Raw genomic sequence first — 16,802 nt, 5'->3', positions numbered from 1 at the left:
GCATTTCCATGACGACGACCTCCTTGCCCCTGTCCGGCACCGCGGCGCTGGCCGCGCTGCCCGTGCCGGCCTGGCGCCGCGCGCTGCGCCGCGTGGCCGGCCACCGCGGGCTGCTGATCGGCAGCATCGTGCTGGGCCTGGCCGTGATCGCTGCCGTGTTCGCGCCCTGGCTGGCGCCGCACGACCCCTTCGCGCAGGACGTGACCCAGCGTCTGATTCCGCCCGTGTGGCACGAGCGCGGCACCTGGGAGCACGTGCTCGGCACCGACAAGCTGGGTCGCGACTACCTGAGCCGCCTGCTCTACGGTGCGCGCGTGTCGCTGGTGATCGGCTTCGTCACCGCGCTCGTCGCCGGGCTGATCGGCACCACCCTGGGCGTGCTGGCCGGCTACTTCGGCGGCCGCGTGGACGCGGTGGTGAGCTACGTCATCACCTGCCGCCTGGCCATGCCCGTGGTGCTGGTGGCCCTGGCCATGGCCTCGCTGGTGGGCGGCTCGCTCAAGGTGGTGATCGTGCTGCTGAGCCTGCTGCTGTGGGACCGCTTCGCCATCGTCACGCGCTCGGCCACGCAGCAGCTGCGCGACGCCGAGTTCATCGCCGCCGCCAAGAGCCTGGGCGCCTCCACGCCCTACATCCTGGTGCGCGAACTGCTGCCCAACCTGATGGGCGCGCTCACCGTGGTGGCCACGCTGGAGATGGCGCACGCCATCCTGCTCGAATCCACGCTCTCCTTCCTGGGCCTGGGCGTGCAGCCGCCCACGCCCTCGTGGGGCCTGATGGTGGCCGAGGGCAAGGCCTACATGTTCTTCCAGCCCTGGGTGATCATGATCCCGGGCGTGGTGCTGGCGCTTCTGGTGCTGGCCATCAACCTCGTGGGCGACGGCATCCGCGACGTGGCGGCCCCCGATGGACGCCACTGAAAAAAACCGAGGAGAACCCCGATGAGCATCCTTCTCGATGTGAAGAACCTGCGGGTGGACCTGCCCACCGAGCGCGGCGTGCTGCATGCCGTGCGCGGCATCGACTTCCAGGTGCGGCGCGGCGAGATGCTGTGCCTGGTCGGCGAGTCGGGTTGCGGCAAGTCCATGACCTCGCTGGCGCTGATGGGTTTGCTGCCGTCCCGGGCCCGGCGGTCGGCCGACCGCCTGCACTTCGACGGCATCGACCTGCAGGCGCAGGACGAGCGCGGCATGGCGCGGCTGCGCGGCGCGCGCATGTCCATGATCTTTCAGGAGCCCATGACCTCGCTGAACCCTTCGTACACGCTGGGCGACCAGCTGTGCGAGGCGTTGCGCGCCCACCGCAAGGCGACGGCCGCCGAGGCGCGCGAGCGCGCCCTCTACCTGCTGGAGCGCGCCGGCGTGCCCCAGGCAGCCGACCGCCTGCGCCAGTACCCGCACCAGCTCTCGGGCGGCCTGCGCCAGCGCGTGATGATCGCCATGGCGCTGATGTGCGGCCCCGACCTCATCATCGCCGATGAGCCCACCACGGCGCTGGACGTGACCATCCAGGCGCAGATCCTGCGCCTGATCCGCGAGCTGCAGAAGGAATTCGGCACCGCGGTGGTTTTCATCACGCACGACCTCGGCGTGGTGGCGCGCATCGCCGACCGCGTGGCCGTGATGTACGCGGGCGAGGTGGTCGAAACGGCGCCCGTGGACGCGCTGTTCGCACAGCCTTCGCACCCCTACACCCAGGGCCTGCTGCGCTGCATTCCCGTGCGCGGCAGAACGCTGCCGGGCAGCCGCCTGCAGGCGATTCCCGGCGTGGTGCCCAGCCTCGTCGGCGACGTGCAGGGCTGCGCCTTCGCCAACCGCTGCAGCCTGGCCCGGCCTGTCTGCAGCGCCGCGCCGCCGTTCGTGCAGGTGGCGCCGGGCCATGCCGTGCGCTGCGTCCTCGCCGCCGATTCCGAAACCCTGCCACTGGCGGAGGCCGCATGAACGCCATGACCGACTCCCTGGCCTGGAACCTGCCCGGGCCTGCCTCCGCCGCGCCGCCGCCGGCGGGCACGGTGGGCGGCTCCGAGGACATCGCGCTGGAGCTCTGCGCGCTGAGCCGCAGCTTCCGGCTCAAGCGTGGCCTGTTCCAGCCCGCGGGCAGCATCCAGGCCGTGAGCGAGGTGTCGCTGCGCATCCGCCAGGGCGAAACGCTGGGCCTGGTTGGCGAATCCGGCTGCGGCAAGAGCACGCTGGCCAAGATGCTGCTGGGGTTGTTGCCGCCCACGTCCGGCAACGTGCTGGTGGACGGCCGGGAGATCGACCCGCGCGAGCGCCGCGCGCTGGCCCGCCGCATCCAGCCGATCTTCCAGGACCCGTACTCCTCGCTCAACCCGCGCCGCACCGTGGCCGACATCGTCGGCGTGCCGCTGCGCCTGCATGGCGTGGGTACGGCGGCCGAGCAGGCGCGCGCCATCAAGGCCATGCTCGACCTGGTCGGCATGCCCGAGCGCACGCACCGGCAATATCCCAACCAGCTCTCCGGCGGCCAGCGCCAGCGCGTGGCCATCGCCCGCGCCCTGGTGCTGCGGCCCGGGATCCTGGTCTGCGACGAGCCCACCTCGGCGCTGGACGTGTCCGTGCAGGCGCAGATCCTGAACCTGCTGCTGGACCTCAAGGCCGAGTTCGGCCTCACCTACCTGTTCATCAGCCACGACCTGGGCGTGGTGGAGCACCTGGTGGACCGCGTGGCCGTGATGCACCGGGGCCGCATCGTCGAGCAGGGCACGCGCGAGCAGGTCTTCGCCGCTCCGCAACACCCCTACACCCGCATGCTGCTGGCTTCCGCCCTGTCGCCCGAGCCGGGGCTGGGCCTGCCCGACATCGACCGCGAGGCCTTCGCCTGATGACCACTTGCGCCTTCTCCACCGGCACCCTGGAGCCTGCCATGACCCGTGAATCCGCTATCGCACGTACCGTCGCCGTCTTCGACGACGGGCGCTTCCAGGCGACGCTCGATCGTCGCGTCGCCTTCCGCACCGAGAGCCAGGACGCTGCCAGCCTGCCGCAGCTGTACGCCTACCTGAACGACGAGATCGTGCCGCTGCTGCAGCAGCTGGCTTTCAGCTGCCGGATCGTGGACAACCCCATGCCGGGCAAGAGCCCCTTCCTGCTGGCCGAACGCATCGAGGCGGGAGCCGCCTTCACCGTGCTCACCTATGGCCACGGCGATGTGGTGCGCGGCTACGACGCGCAGTGGCGCGAAGGTCTGCAGCCCTGGAAGATCGTGGTGGACGGCAACCGCTGGTACGGGCGCGGCACGGCCGACAACAAGGGCCAGCACACCATCAACCTCACGGCGCTGGAGCAGGTGCTCCAGGCCCGCGACGGCGTGCTGGGCTACAACGTGAAGATCATCCTGGAAATGGGCGAGGAGGATGGCTCTCCGGGTCTCGACGCGGTCTGCGCGCAGCACCGGGACTTCCTGGCCGCCGACCTGTTCCTGGCCTCCGACGGGCCGCGCGTATCGGCTTCGCGGGCCACGATGTTCCTGGGCTCGCGCGGCGTGTTCAACTTCGACCTGCACCTCGACCTGCGCGACGGCGGCCACCACTCCGGCAACTGGGGCGGGCTGCTGCGCAACCCGGGCATCCGCCTGGCCCACGCCATCGCCACGCTGGTGGACGCGAAGGGCCGCATCCTGGTGCCGGGCCTGCTTCCGAAGCAACTGCCCGAGAGCGTGCGCGTGGCCCTGCGCGACATCGAGGTGGGCGGCAGCGCAGGCGACCCGGAGATCGACCCGGACTGGGGCGAGCCCGGCCTGACGCCCGCCGAGCGCGTCATCGGCTGGAACAGCCTGGAGGTACTGGCCTTCACCTGCGGCAACCCCGCCATGCCGGTCCATGCCATTCCGGCCACGGCGCGGGCGCACTGCCACATGCGCTACGTGGTGGGCAGCGACGCGGCGCATTTCCTCGACCACATCCGGGCCCAGCTGGCCGCCCATGGCTTCGACGACGTGGAGGTGCGCGGCACCGACGTGCACATGGCCGCCACGCGCCTGGACCCGGACGACGCCTGGGTGCGCTGGGGCCTGGCCTCGATGGAACGCACCACCGGCCGGCGCCCGGCACTGCTGCCCAACCTGGGCGGCTCCCTGCCCAACGACGTGTTCTCCGAAACGCTGGGCCTGCCCACGCTGTGGGTGCCGCACTCCTATCCGGCGTGCTCGCAGCACGCGCCCAACGAACACATCCTGGCGGATGTCACGCGCGAATCGCTGGAGATCATGGCCGGCCTGTTCTGGGACCTGGCCGAACAGGGGCCGGCCGTGATGCGGGAGCGCGCCGCGTGAGCGCCTGACTGTCGCGTGGCAGGCGATCCTGCGCTGGGAGGGCGCGCTCGCTAAGATGGGCGCTTTCCCTCCACCTTCCCGAACGACCAGGACGCTTTCACCATGTGTGGTGCCGAACTCCGAACCTTGCCCGAGGGCGTGCAGCGCGTGGCCGCTGCCCTGCAGGCCAAAGGCCATCCCCATGCCCCGCGCATGCTCGACAACTCGGCGCGCACCGCGCAGGAAGCGGCCGACGCGCTCGGCATCGCCGTCGGGCAGATCGCCAAGAGCATCATCTTCCGGCGCAAGAGCGACGACGCGGCCGTGCTGGTGGTCACCTCGGGCGACCGGCGGGTGGACGAGAAGAAGGTGGATGCGCTGGTGGGCAAGACGGGCCGTGCCGATGCCGAGTTCGTCAAGGCCAGGACCGGCTTCACCATCGGCGGCGTCTCGCCCGTGGCGCACGCCACGCCGCCGGTGACGCTGATCGACCGCGACCTGTTCCGTTTCGACGAGATCTGGGCCGCGGCGGGCCACCCCCACGGCGTGTTTCTGCTGCGGCCGCAGGACCTGGAGGCACTCACCGGCGCGCCCGTCGTGGACGTGGTGCAGCCGCCCGCGGCCGCATGAGCCGGACGGCGCTGCAGGCGCTCGCGGAACGAGCCGCGCAGGTCGCCGCCGCGGGCGGCTTCGCGGTGGAGGGCGGGGTACCGGTGCCGTCGCCCTGCATCGGCGTCTGCCGCATGGATGCGGCCGGCCACCATTGCGAAGGGTGCTTTCGCACGCTCGACGAGATCCGCGACTGGTCGGCCGCCCCGCCGGCCCGGCAGCGTGCGGTCTGGGCCGCGCTGCTGCAGCGCGCGGGGCTGTAGCCCGCCGGGCCGAGCGGCTGAAAGGCAAGGCGATGGCCGAAGACGCACCCACGAAGGAGGCATCCCCATGAAGCACATCGTTTTTTACCTGGATTTCGTGTCGCCCTACGCGTGGCTGGCCTTCGAGCGCCTCCCGCAGGTGCTCGAGGGCCTGAGCCATTCGGTCGAGTACCGCCCCGTGCTGCTCGGCGCGCTGCTGCAGCAGCACGGCAACCCCGGCCCCGCGGGTATCGCGCCCAAGCGTGCCTGGACCTACCGCCATGCCGAGTGGCTGGGCCATGCGTTGGGAACGGGGCTGGACGTGCCGGCGCGGCATCCCTTCAATCCGCTGCCCCTGCTGCGCCAGTCCCTGGCGTGCAGCGAGGACGGGTCCATCAACCGCTTCGTGGCCGGCACGGTGCTGCGCCATGTATGGCTTGGTGGTGCCGATGCGCTGGACCCCGGGCGCCTGGAGGATCTTGCCCTGGTGCTCTCGCCGCAACGGCGTGCGGAAGCACCGGGCGAAGAGCCGGGCGCGCGATCCAAGGCGCTGCTGCGCGCGAACACCGACGCGGCCGCCGCGCAGGGCGTTTTCGGCGTGCCCGCCTTCGTGGTGGACGGCCAGCTCTTCTGGGGGCTCGACAGCCTGCCCATGCTGCGCGCCCGCCTGGAAGGCGACCCGTGGTTCGAGGGGCCGCGATGGGACGCGGTGGCGGAGCTCCCATCCGGGTTGAAATAGCGCCCGGGCCTTTGCATGCGGGTTTGTCCCGGGGAAGGGTTTTCCCCGGAGGTGCCGTGCTTGTCAGACTTCGGTCAGATGGCGGTTCGATAGTGCGACCCAGGTTGCACGCGGTGCCCTGGAGGGGGTGCGCGGAGCAGTCGCAACCACCACCTCATGGAGACAAGCACCATGGCTACCAACGTCGCTCCCCGGCCCATGTCGCCGGAAGAAAGAAAAGTCATCCTGGCCTCGTCGCTGGGCACCGTTTTCGAATGGTATGACTTCTACCTGTACGGTTCGCTCGCGGCCATCATCGCCAAGCAGTTCTTCAGCGGGCTGGACGCGGGCTCCGCGTTCATCTTCGCGCTGCTGGCCTTCGCCGCGGGCTTCATCGTGCGGCCCTTCGGCGCCCTGGTGTTCGGGCGGCTGGGCGACATGATCGGGCGCAAGTACACCTTCCTGGTCACCATCCTGATCATGGGCCTGTCCACCTTCATCGTGGGCGTCTTGCCGACCTATGCCAGCATCGGCGTGGCCGCCCCGGTGATCCTGATCGTGCTGCGCATGCTGCAGGGCCTGGCCCTGGGCGGCGAGTACGGCGGTGCCGCGACCTATGTGGCCGAGCATGCGCCGCAGGGCAAGCGCGGCGCCTATACCTCGTGGATCCAGACCACCGCCACGATGGGCCTGTTCCTGTCGCTGCTGGTCATCCTGGGCACCCGCACCGCCATGGGCGAGCAGGCCTTCACCGACTGGGGCTGGCGCATTCCGTTCCTCGTCTCCATCCTGCTGCTGGGCGTGTCGCTGTGGATCCGGCTCTCGCTGTCGGAGTCTCCCGCCTTCCAGCGCATGAAGGCCGAGGGCAAGACCTCCAAGGCGCCGCTGCGCGAATCGTTCGGGGAATGGAAGAACCTGAAGATCGTGATCCTGGCGCTGATCGGCCTCACCGCCGGCCAGGCCGTGGTCTGGTACACGGGCCAGTTCTATGCGCTCTTCTTCCTGACGCAGCAGCTCAAGGTGGACGCCGTCACGGCCAACCTGATGATCGCCGCCGCCCTGCTGATCGGCACGCCGTTCTTCGTCGTCTTCGGCGCACTCTCCGACCGGATCGGCCGCAAGCCCATCATCATGCTGGGCTGCGTGCTGGCCGTGCTCACGTATTTCCCCGTCTTCAAGGCGCTGACCGAAGCCGCCAACCCCGACCTGGCCGCCGCTCAGGCGAAGAACAAGGTGGTGATCGTGGCCGACCCGGCCGAGTGCTCGTTCCAGTTCAACCCGACCGGCACGGCCAAGTTCACCAGCTCCTGCGACGTCGCCAAGCAGGTGCTGGCCGCCAGCTCGGTGAGCTATGACAACGAAGCCGCGCCGGCCGGCACGCCCGCGGTGATCAGGATCGGCCAGACCACCATCCCGAGCTACGCCGCCCGCGGCCTGTCCGCCGACGAAGCCAAGGCCAAGGACGCCGCCTTCAAGAAGGCCGTGGCCGAGACGCTGAAGGCAGACGGCTATCCCTCCAAGGCCGACCCCGCCAAGATGAACAAGGTGATGATGATCGTCATCCTGACCTATCTGGTGCTGCTGGTGACCATGGTGTATGGCCCGATCGCGGCGATGCTGGTGGAGATGTTCCCGACGCGCATCCGCTACACCTCGATGAGCCTGCCCTACCACATCGGCAACGGCTGGTTCGGCGGCCTGCTGCCCACCATGTCGTTCGCCATCGTGGCGCAGACGGGCAACATGTACAACGGCCTCTGGTATCCCATCATCATCGCGGGCATCACGGCCATCATCGGCACGCTGTTCATCCGCGAAACCAAGGACGTGGACATCTACGCGGGCGATTGAAAGGGCGATTGAACGCGCTTTCCCGGGAATACGGCCCACTGGCGTGGCGGTATTCCCGGGCAGTGCAAGGTTCCCTGCGGGCCGCCAGCACCCCCCGGGCGGACAAATGGCACGACACGGTGGAGCCGGGCGCGCACCAATCAAGTGCACCCGGCGCCGTCCCTTTATGCAGAAGTCTTCCTGAACGATTACCGGCGCGGGATCCCGTGTTTTTTTGCGTGGCGGACGCCATGACTTCCGGGGGACGGGGGGCGCTGTATGAAAACCCCGTGATTTGCGGCCGGAAGGTCGCCAAGTGTGGGGAAAAAGCGCCAAAGTGTGGCAGTTAAGCGTCAGCTTCGTTATCAAGACGACTTTCAACCGTGCTAATGAGGTTGTTACATCTAGAATTTGAGTGGTAGCTGCACTTGCATTTTGTTGCCACAAGCCTGCGCGGTGCCTACTTCCACCTTCCGAACAAAGTATCCGAGGACATCACATGCAAAAGACCCATCGTCTGGCTCTCGCCGCCTTGGCCCTTCTGGGCAGCACCGCCGCATTTGCGCAAAGCAGCGTGACGCTGTACGGCCGCGTCAACACCAGCGTCGAACATTCCAAGGTGGGTGATCTGTCGCAGTCCGGTGTGAACAACAACGCGTCCCGCTTCGGTTTCAAGGGCGTGGAAGACCTGGGCGGTGGCCTGAAGGCTGGCTTCCAGCTGGAAAGCGGTTTCGACAGCTCCACCGGCGCAGCCGCACAGCAGTTCTTCGGCCGCCAGAGCGAAGTGAACCTGTCCGGTGGCTTCGGTATGGTCCGCCTCGGCAACTGGACGCCTGAGTCGTACTACGCCATCGCCGACTATGGCGTGCAGGACCAGCCCAACCACGACACCGGCAACTTCTCCAACCAGCTGTACACCTCGGTGGCCTTCGGCAAGACCAACAAGGTCGGCTATCGCACCCCCATGCTGGGCGGCTTCTGGGCTGAAGCCACGGTCAGCATGCACGAGCGCGCCGCTCGCACGAACCCCTTCGGCGTGAACGCAGGCACCAAGAACGCCTATGACGTCGCTGCCAACTGGGAAGGCGGCAACCTGGCCTTCGGCGCCGGCTACGCCAAGCTGGGCGACAACTGGGACGCCGGCGTGCGCGGCCACTACACGATGGGCCCCGTGCAGCTCGGCGCCTACTACCAGCGCAACGACTACGAGCTGGTGGGTACCCGCAACTCGGTGGGCATCGCTGCCCAGTACGCCTTCGGCGCTTCGGAAGTGGTGGCCAACTACATCTGGGCCAGCAAGTGGAACAACGTGGCTGACTCCGGCGCTCAGCAGCTGATCCTGGGCTACAACTACAACCTGAGCAAGCGCACCAAGGTGTACGCTGCCTACACGTACGTCAAGAACAAGTCCGCTGCCAACTACGCCTATGGCTTCGTGAACGGCACGAACACGCTGGCTACGGGTGCCGATCCCCGCACGTTCGGTCTCGGCGTTCGCCACAACTTCTGATCGCCGCACCTGCCGGGGCTCGCATGGGCCTCCGGCACCGGGTGATCCAGCATGAAGCCTCACTCCCGCAAGGGCGTGGGGCTTTTTTCCATCCCGTCAGGAGACAAAAAGCATGTGGAAAATCGTTGTGGGCTTCGTTCTGTTCGCCGCCCTGTCGTTGTTCGTCATCATGAAAGCAGGAGACAAGGTGGACATGAGCGGGGAAAAGCATGGCGCGGATGCCGTGCATGCTCCGGACACCGCCGCGCCTGCCGCGGTCCCGGCATCGGCGGCGTCCGCTGCCAGCCGCGCTCCATGAGTCCGCTTCCGGCAAGTCCCGGTGGCGCCTGCGCCTTCGGGGCGTCCAATGAAAAAAGCCCGCGACGCGGGCTTTTTTCATGCCGGCCCCGCGGGGCCGGCGCTGGAATCAGCGGCGGAACTTGCCGTCGGTGCCGATGATGGACAGGTCGGCGAAATCCAGGCCCGTGTGGTCTTCGGGACTGAAGTTGACCTCCAGGCCGCCGATGTCGAATTTCTGGATGCCTTCCAGCGCCGCCTGCAGGCGTTCGCGCGTGGGCTTGGAGCCCGCGCGGCGCAGCCCTTCCACGAGCACCTTGGCAGCGGCCATGCCCTCGAGCATGGCGGGGCTCACTTCCTTGCCGCGCGCCTTCGCCAGCTCGTGTGCTTCGCGCACGAGCGGGTAGTTCGTGGCACGTTCGTTGGGGAACACCTGCGTGACGATGACGCCGCGCGCATTCGCGCCCAGGCTCCTGGCGAATCCGGACGATGCGTTGTTGGAGAGCGTGACGAGCTGGGCGCTCGAACCGGCCGCCCGGAAGGCCGCGTAGCCTTCGGCGGTAGCGGCCCCCGATGCGACCATGAGCACGGCCTGGGCCTGCGCCTGCACCAGCTTGGGCGCGATGGCGGAGAAATCGGGCTTGGTCCGGTCGAAGCGTTCCTCCAGCACGGGCTTGAGCTTCGCGGCCTCGAAGCCCTTGAGCGCGCCGGCGAGCCCGTCGGCGCCGAAGCTGTCGTCGGTGATGACCACCGCGATCCGGGAAATGCCCATCGACGCCAGGTGGGTGATGGCTTTCTCGGCCTCGCGCTGGTAGGGCGCGCGTACGTTGAAGACATGGCGGCGGACGGGGCGGTGCAGCACCATCGCGCCCGTGGAAGGGGCCACCAGGGGCACGTCGAATTTGTCGAGCAGGGGGATGATGGCTTCCGTGTGGGGCGTTCCGCGCGTGAGGAACATCGCGAGCACGTTCTGCTCCTCGATGAGCTTGCGCGCGTTGGCCTGCGCCAGGGTGGGATCGAACTTGTCGTCGAGCGAGACGAGTTCGACCTTCTGCCCGTTCACGCCGCCCCGCGCGTTCACCGCGTCAATGTAGAGCTTCGCGCCTTCGGTGGTTTCCTGCACTCCGGACGAGACCGGGCCGGTGAAGCCGGCCGTCTGCCCCACCAGCAGCTGGCTCCAGGCGGCCGGGGAGAACAGGGAAGCGGCCGCGAGGGCCAGGGCGGCGCCGGTGGTCTGCCAGGAATGGGCCATGATGGTGGAATCTCCGGGAAAGGCGTGGGGTGGTTCGATGGGAGCGGGGGACGATGCCCGAACGCTGCCATGGTGACAAGAGGTGACAACCCTGGGCGCAGGGGATTGCCCTGCGGGAGCGGTTGTCAATGGCGGGAACCGCCCCATATGGATAAGCCACTCTCCGACTCCGGCCGGCCATCTTCCTTTCCTAGAATGGCCCGCCTCCCCTCCGAAAGCTCCTCCCGATGACCCAGGGCCTGATCCGCATCCATGGCGCGCGCCAGCACAATCTGAAGAACCTGGATCTCGACATCCGCACGGGCGAACTCACGGTGGTGACCGGCCCCAGCGGCTCGGGCAAGTCCAGCCTGGTGTTCGACACGCTCTACGCGGAAGGCCAGCGCCGCTACGTGGAAACCTTCAGCGCCTACGCGCGCCAGTTCCTCGACCGGATGGACAAGCCGGCCGTGGACAAGGTGGAGGGCGTGCCCCCGGCCATCGCCATCGACCAGACCAATCCGGTGCGCTCGTCCCGCTCGACCGTGGGCACGATGACGGAGATCAACGACCACCTGAAGCTGCTGTTCGCGCGTGCTGCCCAGCTCTTCGACCGGCAGACGGCGCAGCCGGTGCGCCACGACACGCCGGACACCATCTATGCCGAACTGCAGCGCCGCTGCGCGGAGGCGGGCGATCCGCGCGTGGTGCTCACCTTCCCGGTCGAGCTGCCGGCCCATACGTCGGCCGAGCAGGTGGAGCAGTGGCTTTCCGCCAGCGGGTTCACGAAGGTGCAGGCCGAGCGCGAGGTCGGTACGCCCACGGGCCCCCGCAAGGTACTCGATGTGGTGGCCGACCGTTTCCGGCTCGGCAATGCCGAACGCGCCCGTGTGGTCGAGGCGATCGAGGTCGCGCTCAAGCGAGGGACGGGGCGGCTGAACGTCTACCGGCTGCACGAAGAGGGCGAGCCGGAGCTGTGGCGCTTCTCCACCGGCCTGCACTGCCCGGACAGCGACCTGCGCTATGCCGAGCCCATCCCGTCGATGTTCTCCTTCAATTCCGCCGTGGGCGCCTGCGAGTCCTGCCGCGGCTTCGGGCGGGTGATCGGCGTGGACTACGGCCTGGTGATTCCCAACGACCGGCTGACGCTGCGCGCCGGCGCGATCAAGACCATCCAGACGCCGGCCTGGAAGGAGGCGCAGGACGACCTCATGCGCCATGCGGAGGCCGCGGGCATCCCGCGCGACACGCCCTGGTACAAGCTCACGGAAGAGCAGAAGCGCTGGGTGATCGACGGCACGCCGGGCTACAAGGACGGTAACTGGAACAAGCAGTGGTACGGCATACGGCGCTTTTTCGAGTACCTGGAGAGCAAGGCCTACAAGATGCACATCCGGGTGCTGCTGTCCAAGTACCGCAGCTACACGCCATGCCCGACCTGCGGCGGTGCGCGCCTGAAGACCGAGAGCCTGCTGTGGCGGGTGGGAAGCAAGGACGATGCCGATGCCGTGCTCGAGCCGTCCCGGCGCTTCATGCCGCAGGGCGTGGCATGGAACCGTGCCCAGCTGGAGGCGCTGCCCGGCCTCACCCTGCACGACCTGATGCTGCTGCCCATCGAGCGGCTGCGCCGTTTCTTCGCGCGCATGGCGCTGCCGGAAGGCGATGCCGGCGCCGGGGGCGATGCGCAGGCCCTGAAGCTGCTGCACGAGGAAATCACCACGCGCCTGAAGTACCTGTGCGACGTGGGTATCGGCTACCTCACGCTGGACCGCCAGAGCCGCACGCTCTCGGGCGGCGAGGTGCAGCGCATCAACCTGACCACGGCGCTGGGCACTTCGCTGGTCAACACGCTGTTCGTGCTGGACGAGCCCAGCATCGGCCTGCACCCGCGCGACATGCACCGCATCACCGAGGCCATGCTGCGCCTGCGCGATGCGGGCAATACGCTGGTGGTGGTGGAGCACGACCCGGCCGTGATGCTGGCGGCCGACCGCATGATCGACATGGGCCCGGGCCCGGGCGAGCGCGGCGGGCAGATCGTGTTCGACGGCACCACGGCCGACCTGCGCCGCGCCGATACGCTGACGGGCGTGTACCTGGGCGGGCGCCGGCAGATCGGCGCGGGCGTGAAGCGGATGGTGGCGGCGTCCACGCCTCGCCTGATCCTGGAGGGTGCGCGCGAGCACAACCTGCGGGACGTGTCGGTGGAGTTCCCGCTGCAGCGGCTGGTCACCGTCACCGGTGTGTCGGGCTCGGGCAAATCGACCCTGATCCAGGACGTGCTCGCGCCCGCGCTGCTGCGGCATTTCGGCAAGGCGACCGAATCGCCCGGCATGCACGACCGGCTGCTGGGCGCCGAGCAGCTGGGCGACGTGGTGTTCGTGGACCAGTCGCCCATCGGAAAGACGGCGCGCTCCAACCCCGTGAGCTACGTCGGCGCGTGGGATGCCATTCGCGAGTTGTTCGCCGTGGCGCCGCTGTCGCGCCAGCGCGGCTACACCGCGGCCAAGTTCAGCTTCAACTCGGGCGACGGGCGCTGCCCGACCTGCGGCGGCTCGGGCTTCGAGCATGTGGAGATGCAGTTCCTCTCCGACGTCTATCTGCGCTGCCCCGATTGCGACGGCAAGCGCTACCGGCCGGAGATCCTGGAGGTGACGATCGAGCGCGGCGGGCGCGCGGTCAATGTGGCCGATGTGCTGGAGCTCACCGTGAGCGAGGCCGCGCAGGCTTTCGCGCAGGACCGCGACGTGATCCGCGCGCTGCAGCCCATCGTCGATGTGGGACTGGAATACGTGAAGCTCGGCCAGCCCGTGCCAACGCTCTCCGGCGGCGAGGCGCAGCGGCTCAAGCTCGCGGGCTTCCTGGCCGAGGCCGCCAGGAGCGCCAGCAGCAGCCGCCAGCCACTCGCGAAGAAGGGCACGTTGTTCCTCTTCGACGAGCCCACCACCGGGCTGCACTTCGACGACATCGCCAAGCTCATGCGCGCGCTGCGCAAGCTGCTCGATGCCGGGCATTCGCTGATCGTGATCGAGCACAACCTGGACGTGATCCGCGCCAGCGACTGGCTGATCGACCTGGGGCCCGAAGGCGGCGACGGCGGCGGCCTGGTGGTGGCCGAGGGCACGCCCGAGGACGTGCGTCGGCATCCGACGTCGCACACCGGCGCCGCGCTGCGCGACTATGAACTCGCGCTGGGCGAGGGGGGCCATTCGGTGCATGAAAAGGCCGCGGCGCTGCGCAGGGAGCAGCGCGGCGCGCTGGCGCAGGAGGGCGTGGCGGCCAGGAACGCCATCGAGATCGTCAACGCCAAGGAGCACAACCTGAAGAACCTGTCGGTGGACATTCCGCGCGGCAAGTTCAATGTGGTGACCGGCGTGTCGGGCTCGGGCAAATCGACGCTGGCCTTCGACATCCTGTTCAACGAAGGGCAGCGCCGCTACCTGGAATCGCTCAATGCCTATGCGCGCAGCATCGTGCAGCCGGCCGGCCGGCCCGAGGTGGATGCGGTCTATGGCATTCCGCCCACGGTGGCGATCGAGCAGCGGCTGTCGCGCGGTGGCCGCAAGAGCACGGTGGGCACGACCACCGAGGTCTGGCATTTCCTGCGCCTGCTGTACGTGAAGCTGGGCGTGCAGCACTGCATCCACGACGGTGCCCCGGTGCAGCCGCAGACGGCCGACAGCATCGCCGCGCAGTTGCTCACGCATTTCAAGGGCCAGCACATCGGCCTGCTGGCGCCGCTGGTGGTCAACCGCAAGGGGGTCTATACCGAACTGGCCGACTGGGCACGCCCGCGCGGTTACACGCACCTGCGGGTGGACGGCAACTTCCTGCCGACCACGGGCTTTCCGCGGATCGACCGCTTCAAGGAGCACACCATCGAGCTGCCCGTGGCCAGCCTGGACGTGGCGCCCGCGCAGGAGTCCGAACTGCGCGCAGCGCTGGCCCGTGCGCTGGAGCTGGGCAAGGGCGTGGTCCACGTGCTGAGCGGCCTCGCCGGCCTGAAGGAAGCCATGGCCGCCGGGCAGTCCACCGCCGGCATCGGCACACTGCAGGCCTTTTCCACCAAGCGCGCCTGCCCGGTCTGCGCCACCAGCTACGCCGAGCTGGATCCGCGCCTCTTCTCGTACAACAGCAAGCACGGCTGGTGCCCCGACTGCGTGGGCACGGGCGTAAAGCTCACGAAGGAGCAGCGCAAGGTCTTCGACGATTCGGTGCAGGACGACAAGGACCGGGGCCGCGAGCAGACCTTCGCCGAACCCGAGGCCGAGGACGTGGCCGACACCGTGTGCCCCAGCTGCCAGGGCACGCGCCTCAACCCCGTGGCGCGGGCCGTGCTGTTCGCCGGCACGCCGGTGACCGAGGTGGCGCGCCTGTCGGTGGCCGAGGTGCGGCAATGGATCGACGGCCTGCAGCTTTCGGGCCGCGAGGCCGAGATCGCGCGCGACCTGGTGCCGGAGATCAGGAGCCGGCTCGAGTTCCTGGAAGAGGTGGGCCTGTCGTACCTCACGCTGGACCGGGGCGCTCCCACGCTCTCGGGCGGCGAGGCGCAGCGCATCCGCCTCGCCGCGCAGCTGGGCAGCAACCTGCAGGGCGTGTGCTACGTGCTGGACGAGCCCACCATCGGACTGCATGCGCGCGACAACCAGATCCTGCTGAACGCGCTGCACAAGCTGGGCGACAAGGGCAATACCCTGGTGGTGGTGGAGCACGACGAGGACACCATCCGCCGAGCCGATCACATCATCGACATCGGCCCGAGCGCGGGCAAGCGCGGCGGACGGCTGGTGGCCCAGGGCACGGTGGAGGACATCGCCGCTGCGGAGGATTCGCAGACCGGCCGCTACCTGCTGCATGCCATGCGCCATCCGCTGCAGGCGCGGCGCAGCATGCAGCCCTCCGAGGTAGACCCCGAAACCGTCGCGCTGGCCCAGCCCGTGAATGCACCTGCCGGCCGCCAGAGCGCCGCAGCCAGGAAGCGGGCTGCGCAGGCCGCGGCCCTGCAAGCCGATGCGCTGGAGGATGCGAGGGAGCGCGCCGCCATCCGCTGGTTGACGGTGCGCGGCGCCAGCCTGCACAACCTGCAGAACGTGACGGCCACCGTGCCGCTGCATCGCCTCGTGGCTGTCACGGGCGTCAGCGGATCGGGCAAGTCGACGCTGGCGCGGGACGTGCTGCTGGCCAATGTGCAGGCCTGGGTGCAGCAGCGCTCCACCAAGGCCGGGCGCGACGCCATGGATGCCGGCAAGGCGCCGCCGCTGGCCGGCTGCACGGGCCTGGCGGGCTTCGAGACCATCGACCGCGTGCTGGAGGTGGACCAGACGCCCATCGGCAAGACGCCGCGCAGCTGCCCGGCCACCTACATCGGTTTCTGGGACACCATCCGCAAGCTCTTCGCCGAGACGCTGGAGGCCAAGGCCCGCGGTTATGCAGCCGGGCGCTTTTCCTTCAACACGGGCGAGGGCCGCTGCCCGGTCTGCGAGGGCCAGGGCATCCGCACCATCGCCATGAGCTTCCTGCCCGACGTGAAGGTGCCCTGCGAGGCCTGCCACGGTGCGCGCTTCAACCCGGAGACGCTGGCCGTGACCTGGCGCGGCAAGAGCATCGGCGACGTCCTGCAGATGGAGGTGGACGAGGCGGTGGAGTTCTTCGCCAGCATGCCCAGCATCGCGCATCCACTGCAGTTGCTGAAGGACGTGGGCCTGGGTTACCTCACGCTGGGCCAGCCCAGCCCCACGCTGTCGGGCGGCGAGGCGCAGCGCATCAAGCTGGTGACCGAACTCACCAAGGTGCGCGACGAGGTCGGACGGCGCGGGCAGAAGGCGCCGCATACCCTCTACGTGCTGGACGAACCCACCGTGGGCCTGCACATGGCCGACGTGCACAAGCTCATCCGCGTGCTGCATCGCCTGGTCGACGGCGGCCACAGCGTGGTGGTGATCGAACACGACCTCGACGTGATCGCCGAGGCCGACTGGATCATCGACCTGGGACCCGAGGGCGGCAAGGACGGCGGCCGCATCGTGGCAGCCGCCACGCCCGAGGAGGTGGTGCGCCTGGGCACCCACACGGGCCGTGCGATCGCGCCCGTGCTGGCGCGCGGCGACTAGCCGTCCG

The 16,802-nt window shown here is 68.9% G+C and carries 12 protein-coding genes; 11 read left to right on the top strand and 1 reads right to left on the bottom strand.

Going from position 1 to position 16,802, the window contains the following annotated elements:
* Positions 1 to 8: 8 nt before the first annotated feature.
* From ACGHC0_RS22170 to ACGHC0_RS22125, 10 genes are all read left to right on the top strand, one after another.
* Entirely contained in the window at positions 9 to 920 is a 912-nt protein-coding gene (locus ACGHC0_RS22170; RefSeq protein ID WP_415266790.1) for an ABC transporter permease, read from the top strand.
* A gap of 21 nt (positions 921 to 941) precedes the next feature.
* Positions 942 to 1,940 carry an ABC transporter ATP-binding protein gene (locus tag ACGHC0_RS22165; RefSeq protein ID WP_415266789.1) on the top strand — a complete coding sequence of 333 codons (999 nt, stop codon included), beginning with the start codon at positions 942 to 944 and terminating at the stop codon, positions 1,938 to 1,940.
* A complete protein-coding gene (locus tag ACGHC0_RS22160; protein ID WP_415266788.1) occupies positions 1,937 to 2,842 on the top strand; it encodes an ATP-binding cassette domain-containing protein in 906 nt (301 codons plus the stop codon). Before ACGHC0_RS22165 ends, ACGHC0_RS22160 begins: the two co-directional genes overlap by 4 nt.
* A 41-nt stretch (positions 2,843 to 2,883) precedes the next feature.
* On the top strand, positions 2,884 to 4,290 hold the full coding sequence (locus tag ACGHC0_RS22155; protein WP_415268446.1) for a M20 family metallopeptidase: 1,407 nt from the start codon (positions 2,884 to 2,886) through the stop codon (positions 4,288 to 4,290).
* 102 nt (positions 4,291 to 4,392) lie between these two features.
* Positions 4,393 to 4,899, top strand: coding sequence for a YbaK/EbsC family protein (locus tag ACGHC0_RS22150; protein ID WP_415266787.1), 507 nt, complete (start codon positions 4,393 to 4,395; stop codon positions 4,897 to 4,899).
* Complete coding sequence (locus ACGHC0_RS22145; RefSeq protein ID WP_415266786.1) at positions 4,896 to 5,141, top strand: DUF1289 domain-containing protein; 246 nt, start codon at positions 4,896 to 4,898, stop codon at positions 5,139 to 5,141. Before ACGHC0_RS22150 ends, ACGHC0_RS22145 begins: the two co-directional genes overlap by 4 nt.
* Positions 5,142 to 5,208: 67 nt before the next feature.
* Positions 5,209 to 5,859: a 2-hydroxychromene-2-carboxylate isomerase gene (locus ACGHC0_RS22140; RefSeq protein WP_415266785.1), complete on the top strand. Its 651-nt coding sequence runs from the start codon at positions 5,209 to 5,211 to the stop codon at positions 5,857 to 5,859.
* A 171-nt stretch (positions 5,860 to 6,030) separates the two neighbouring features.
* A complete protein-coding gene (locus ACGHC0_RS22135) occupies positions 6,031 to 7,689 on the top strand; it encodes an MFS transporter (RefSeq protein ID WP_368352983.1) in 1,659 nt (552 codons plus the stop codon).
* A gap of 478 nt (positions 7,690 to 8,167) precedes the next feature.
* Positions 8,168 to 9,178, top strand: a complete 1,011-nt coding sequence (locus ACGHC0_RS22130; RefSeq protein WP_019704007.1) for a porin — start codon at positions 8,168 to 8,170, stop codon at positions 9,176 to 9,178.
* Between the two features lie 112 nt (positions 9,179 to 9,290).
* The gene (locus ACGHC0_RS22125) at positions 9,291 to 9,476 is read left to right on the top strand and encodes a hypothetical protein (protein ID WP_368352982.1); all 186 of its coding nucleotides are present in this window, start codon (positions 9,291 to 9,293) and stop codon (positions 9,474 to 9,476) included.
* Between the two features lie 108 nt (positions 9,477 to 9,584).
* Here the strand turns inward: ACGHC0_RS22125 and ACGHC0_RS22120 are convergent, their stop codons facing one another.
* Positions 9,585 to 10,706: an ABC transporter substrate-binding protein gene (locus tag ACGHC0_RS22120; RefSeq protein WP_368352981.1), complete on the bottom strand. Its 1,122-nt coding sequence runs from the start codon at positions 10,704 to 10,706 to the stop codon at positions 9,585 to 9,587.
* A 227-nt stretch (positions 10,707 to 10,933) separates the two neighbouring features.
* Between ACGHC0_RS22120 and uvrA the strand changes: the two genes are divergently transcribed.
* Entirely contained in the window at positions 10,934 to 16,795 is a 5,862-nt protein-coding gene (uvrA, locus tag ACGHC0_RS22115) for an excinuclease ABC subunit UvrA (protein WP_415266784.1), read from the top strand.
* The last annotated feature ends 7 nt before the right edge of the window (positions 16,796 to 16,802 follow it).

It is taken from the genome of Acidovorax sacchari, from assembly GCF_042847045.1.
Classification (GTDB): Bacteria; Pseudomonadota; Gammaproteobacteria; order Burkholderiales; family Burkholderiaceae_C; genus Paracidovorax; species Paracidovorax sacchari.
Note: the sequence above shows the minus strand (reverse complement) of the source record. Positions and strands in the feature narration are given on the sequence as shown.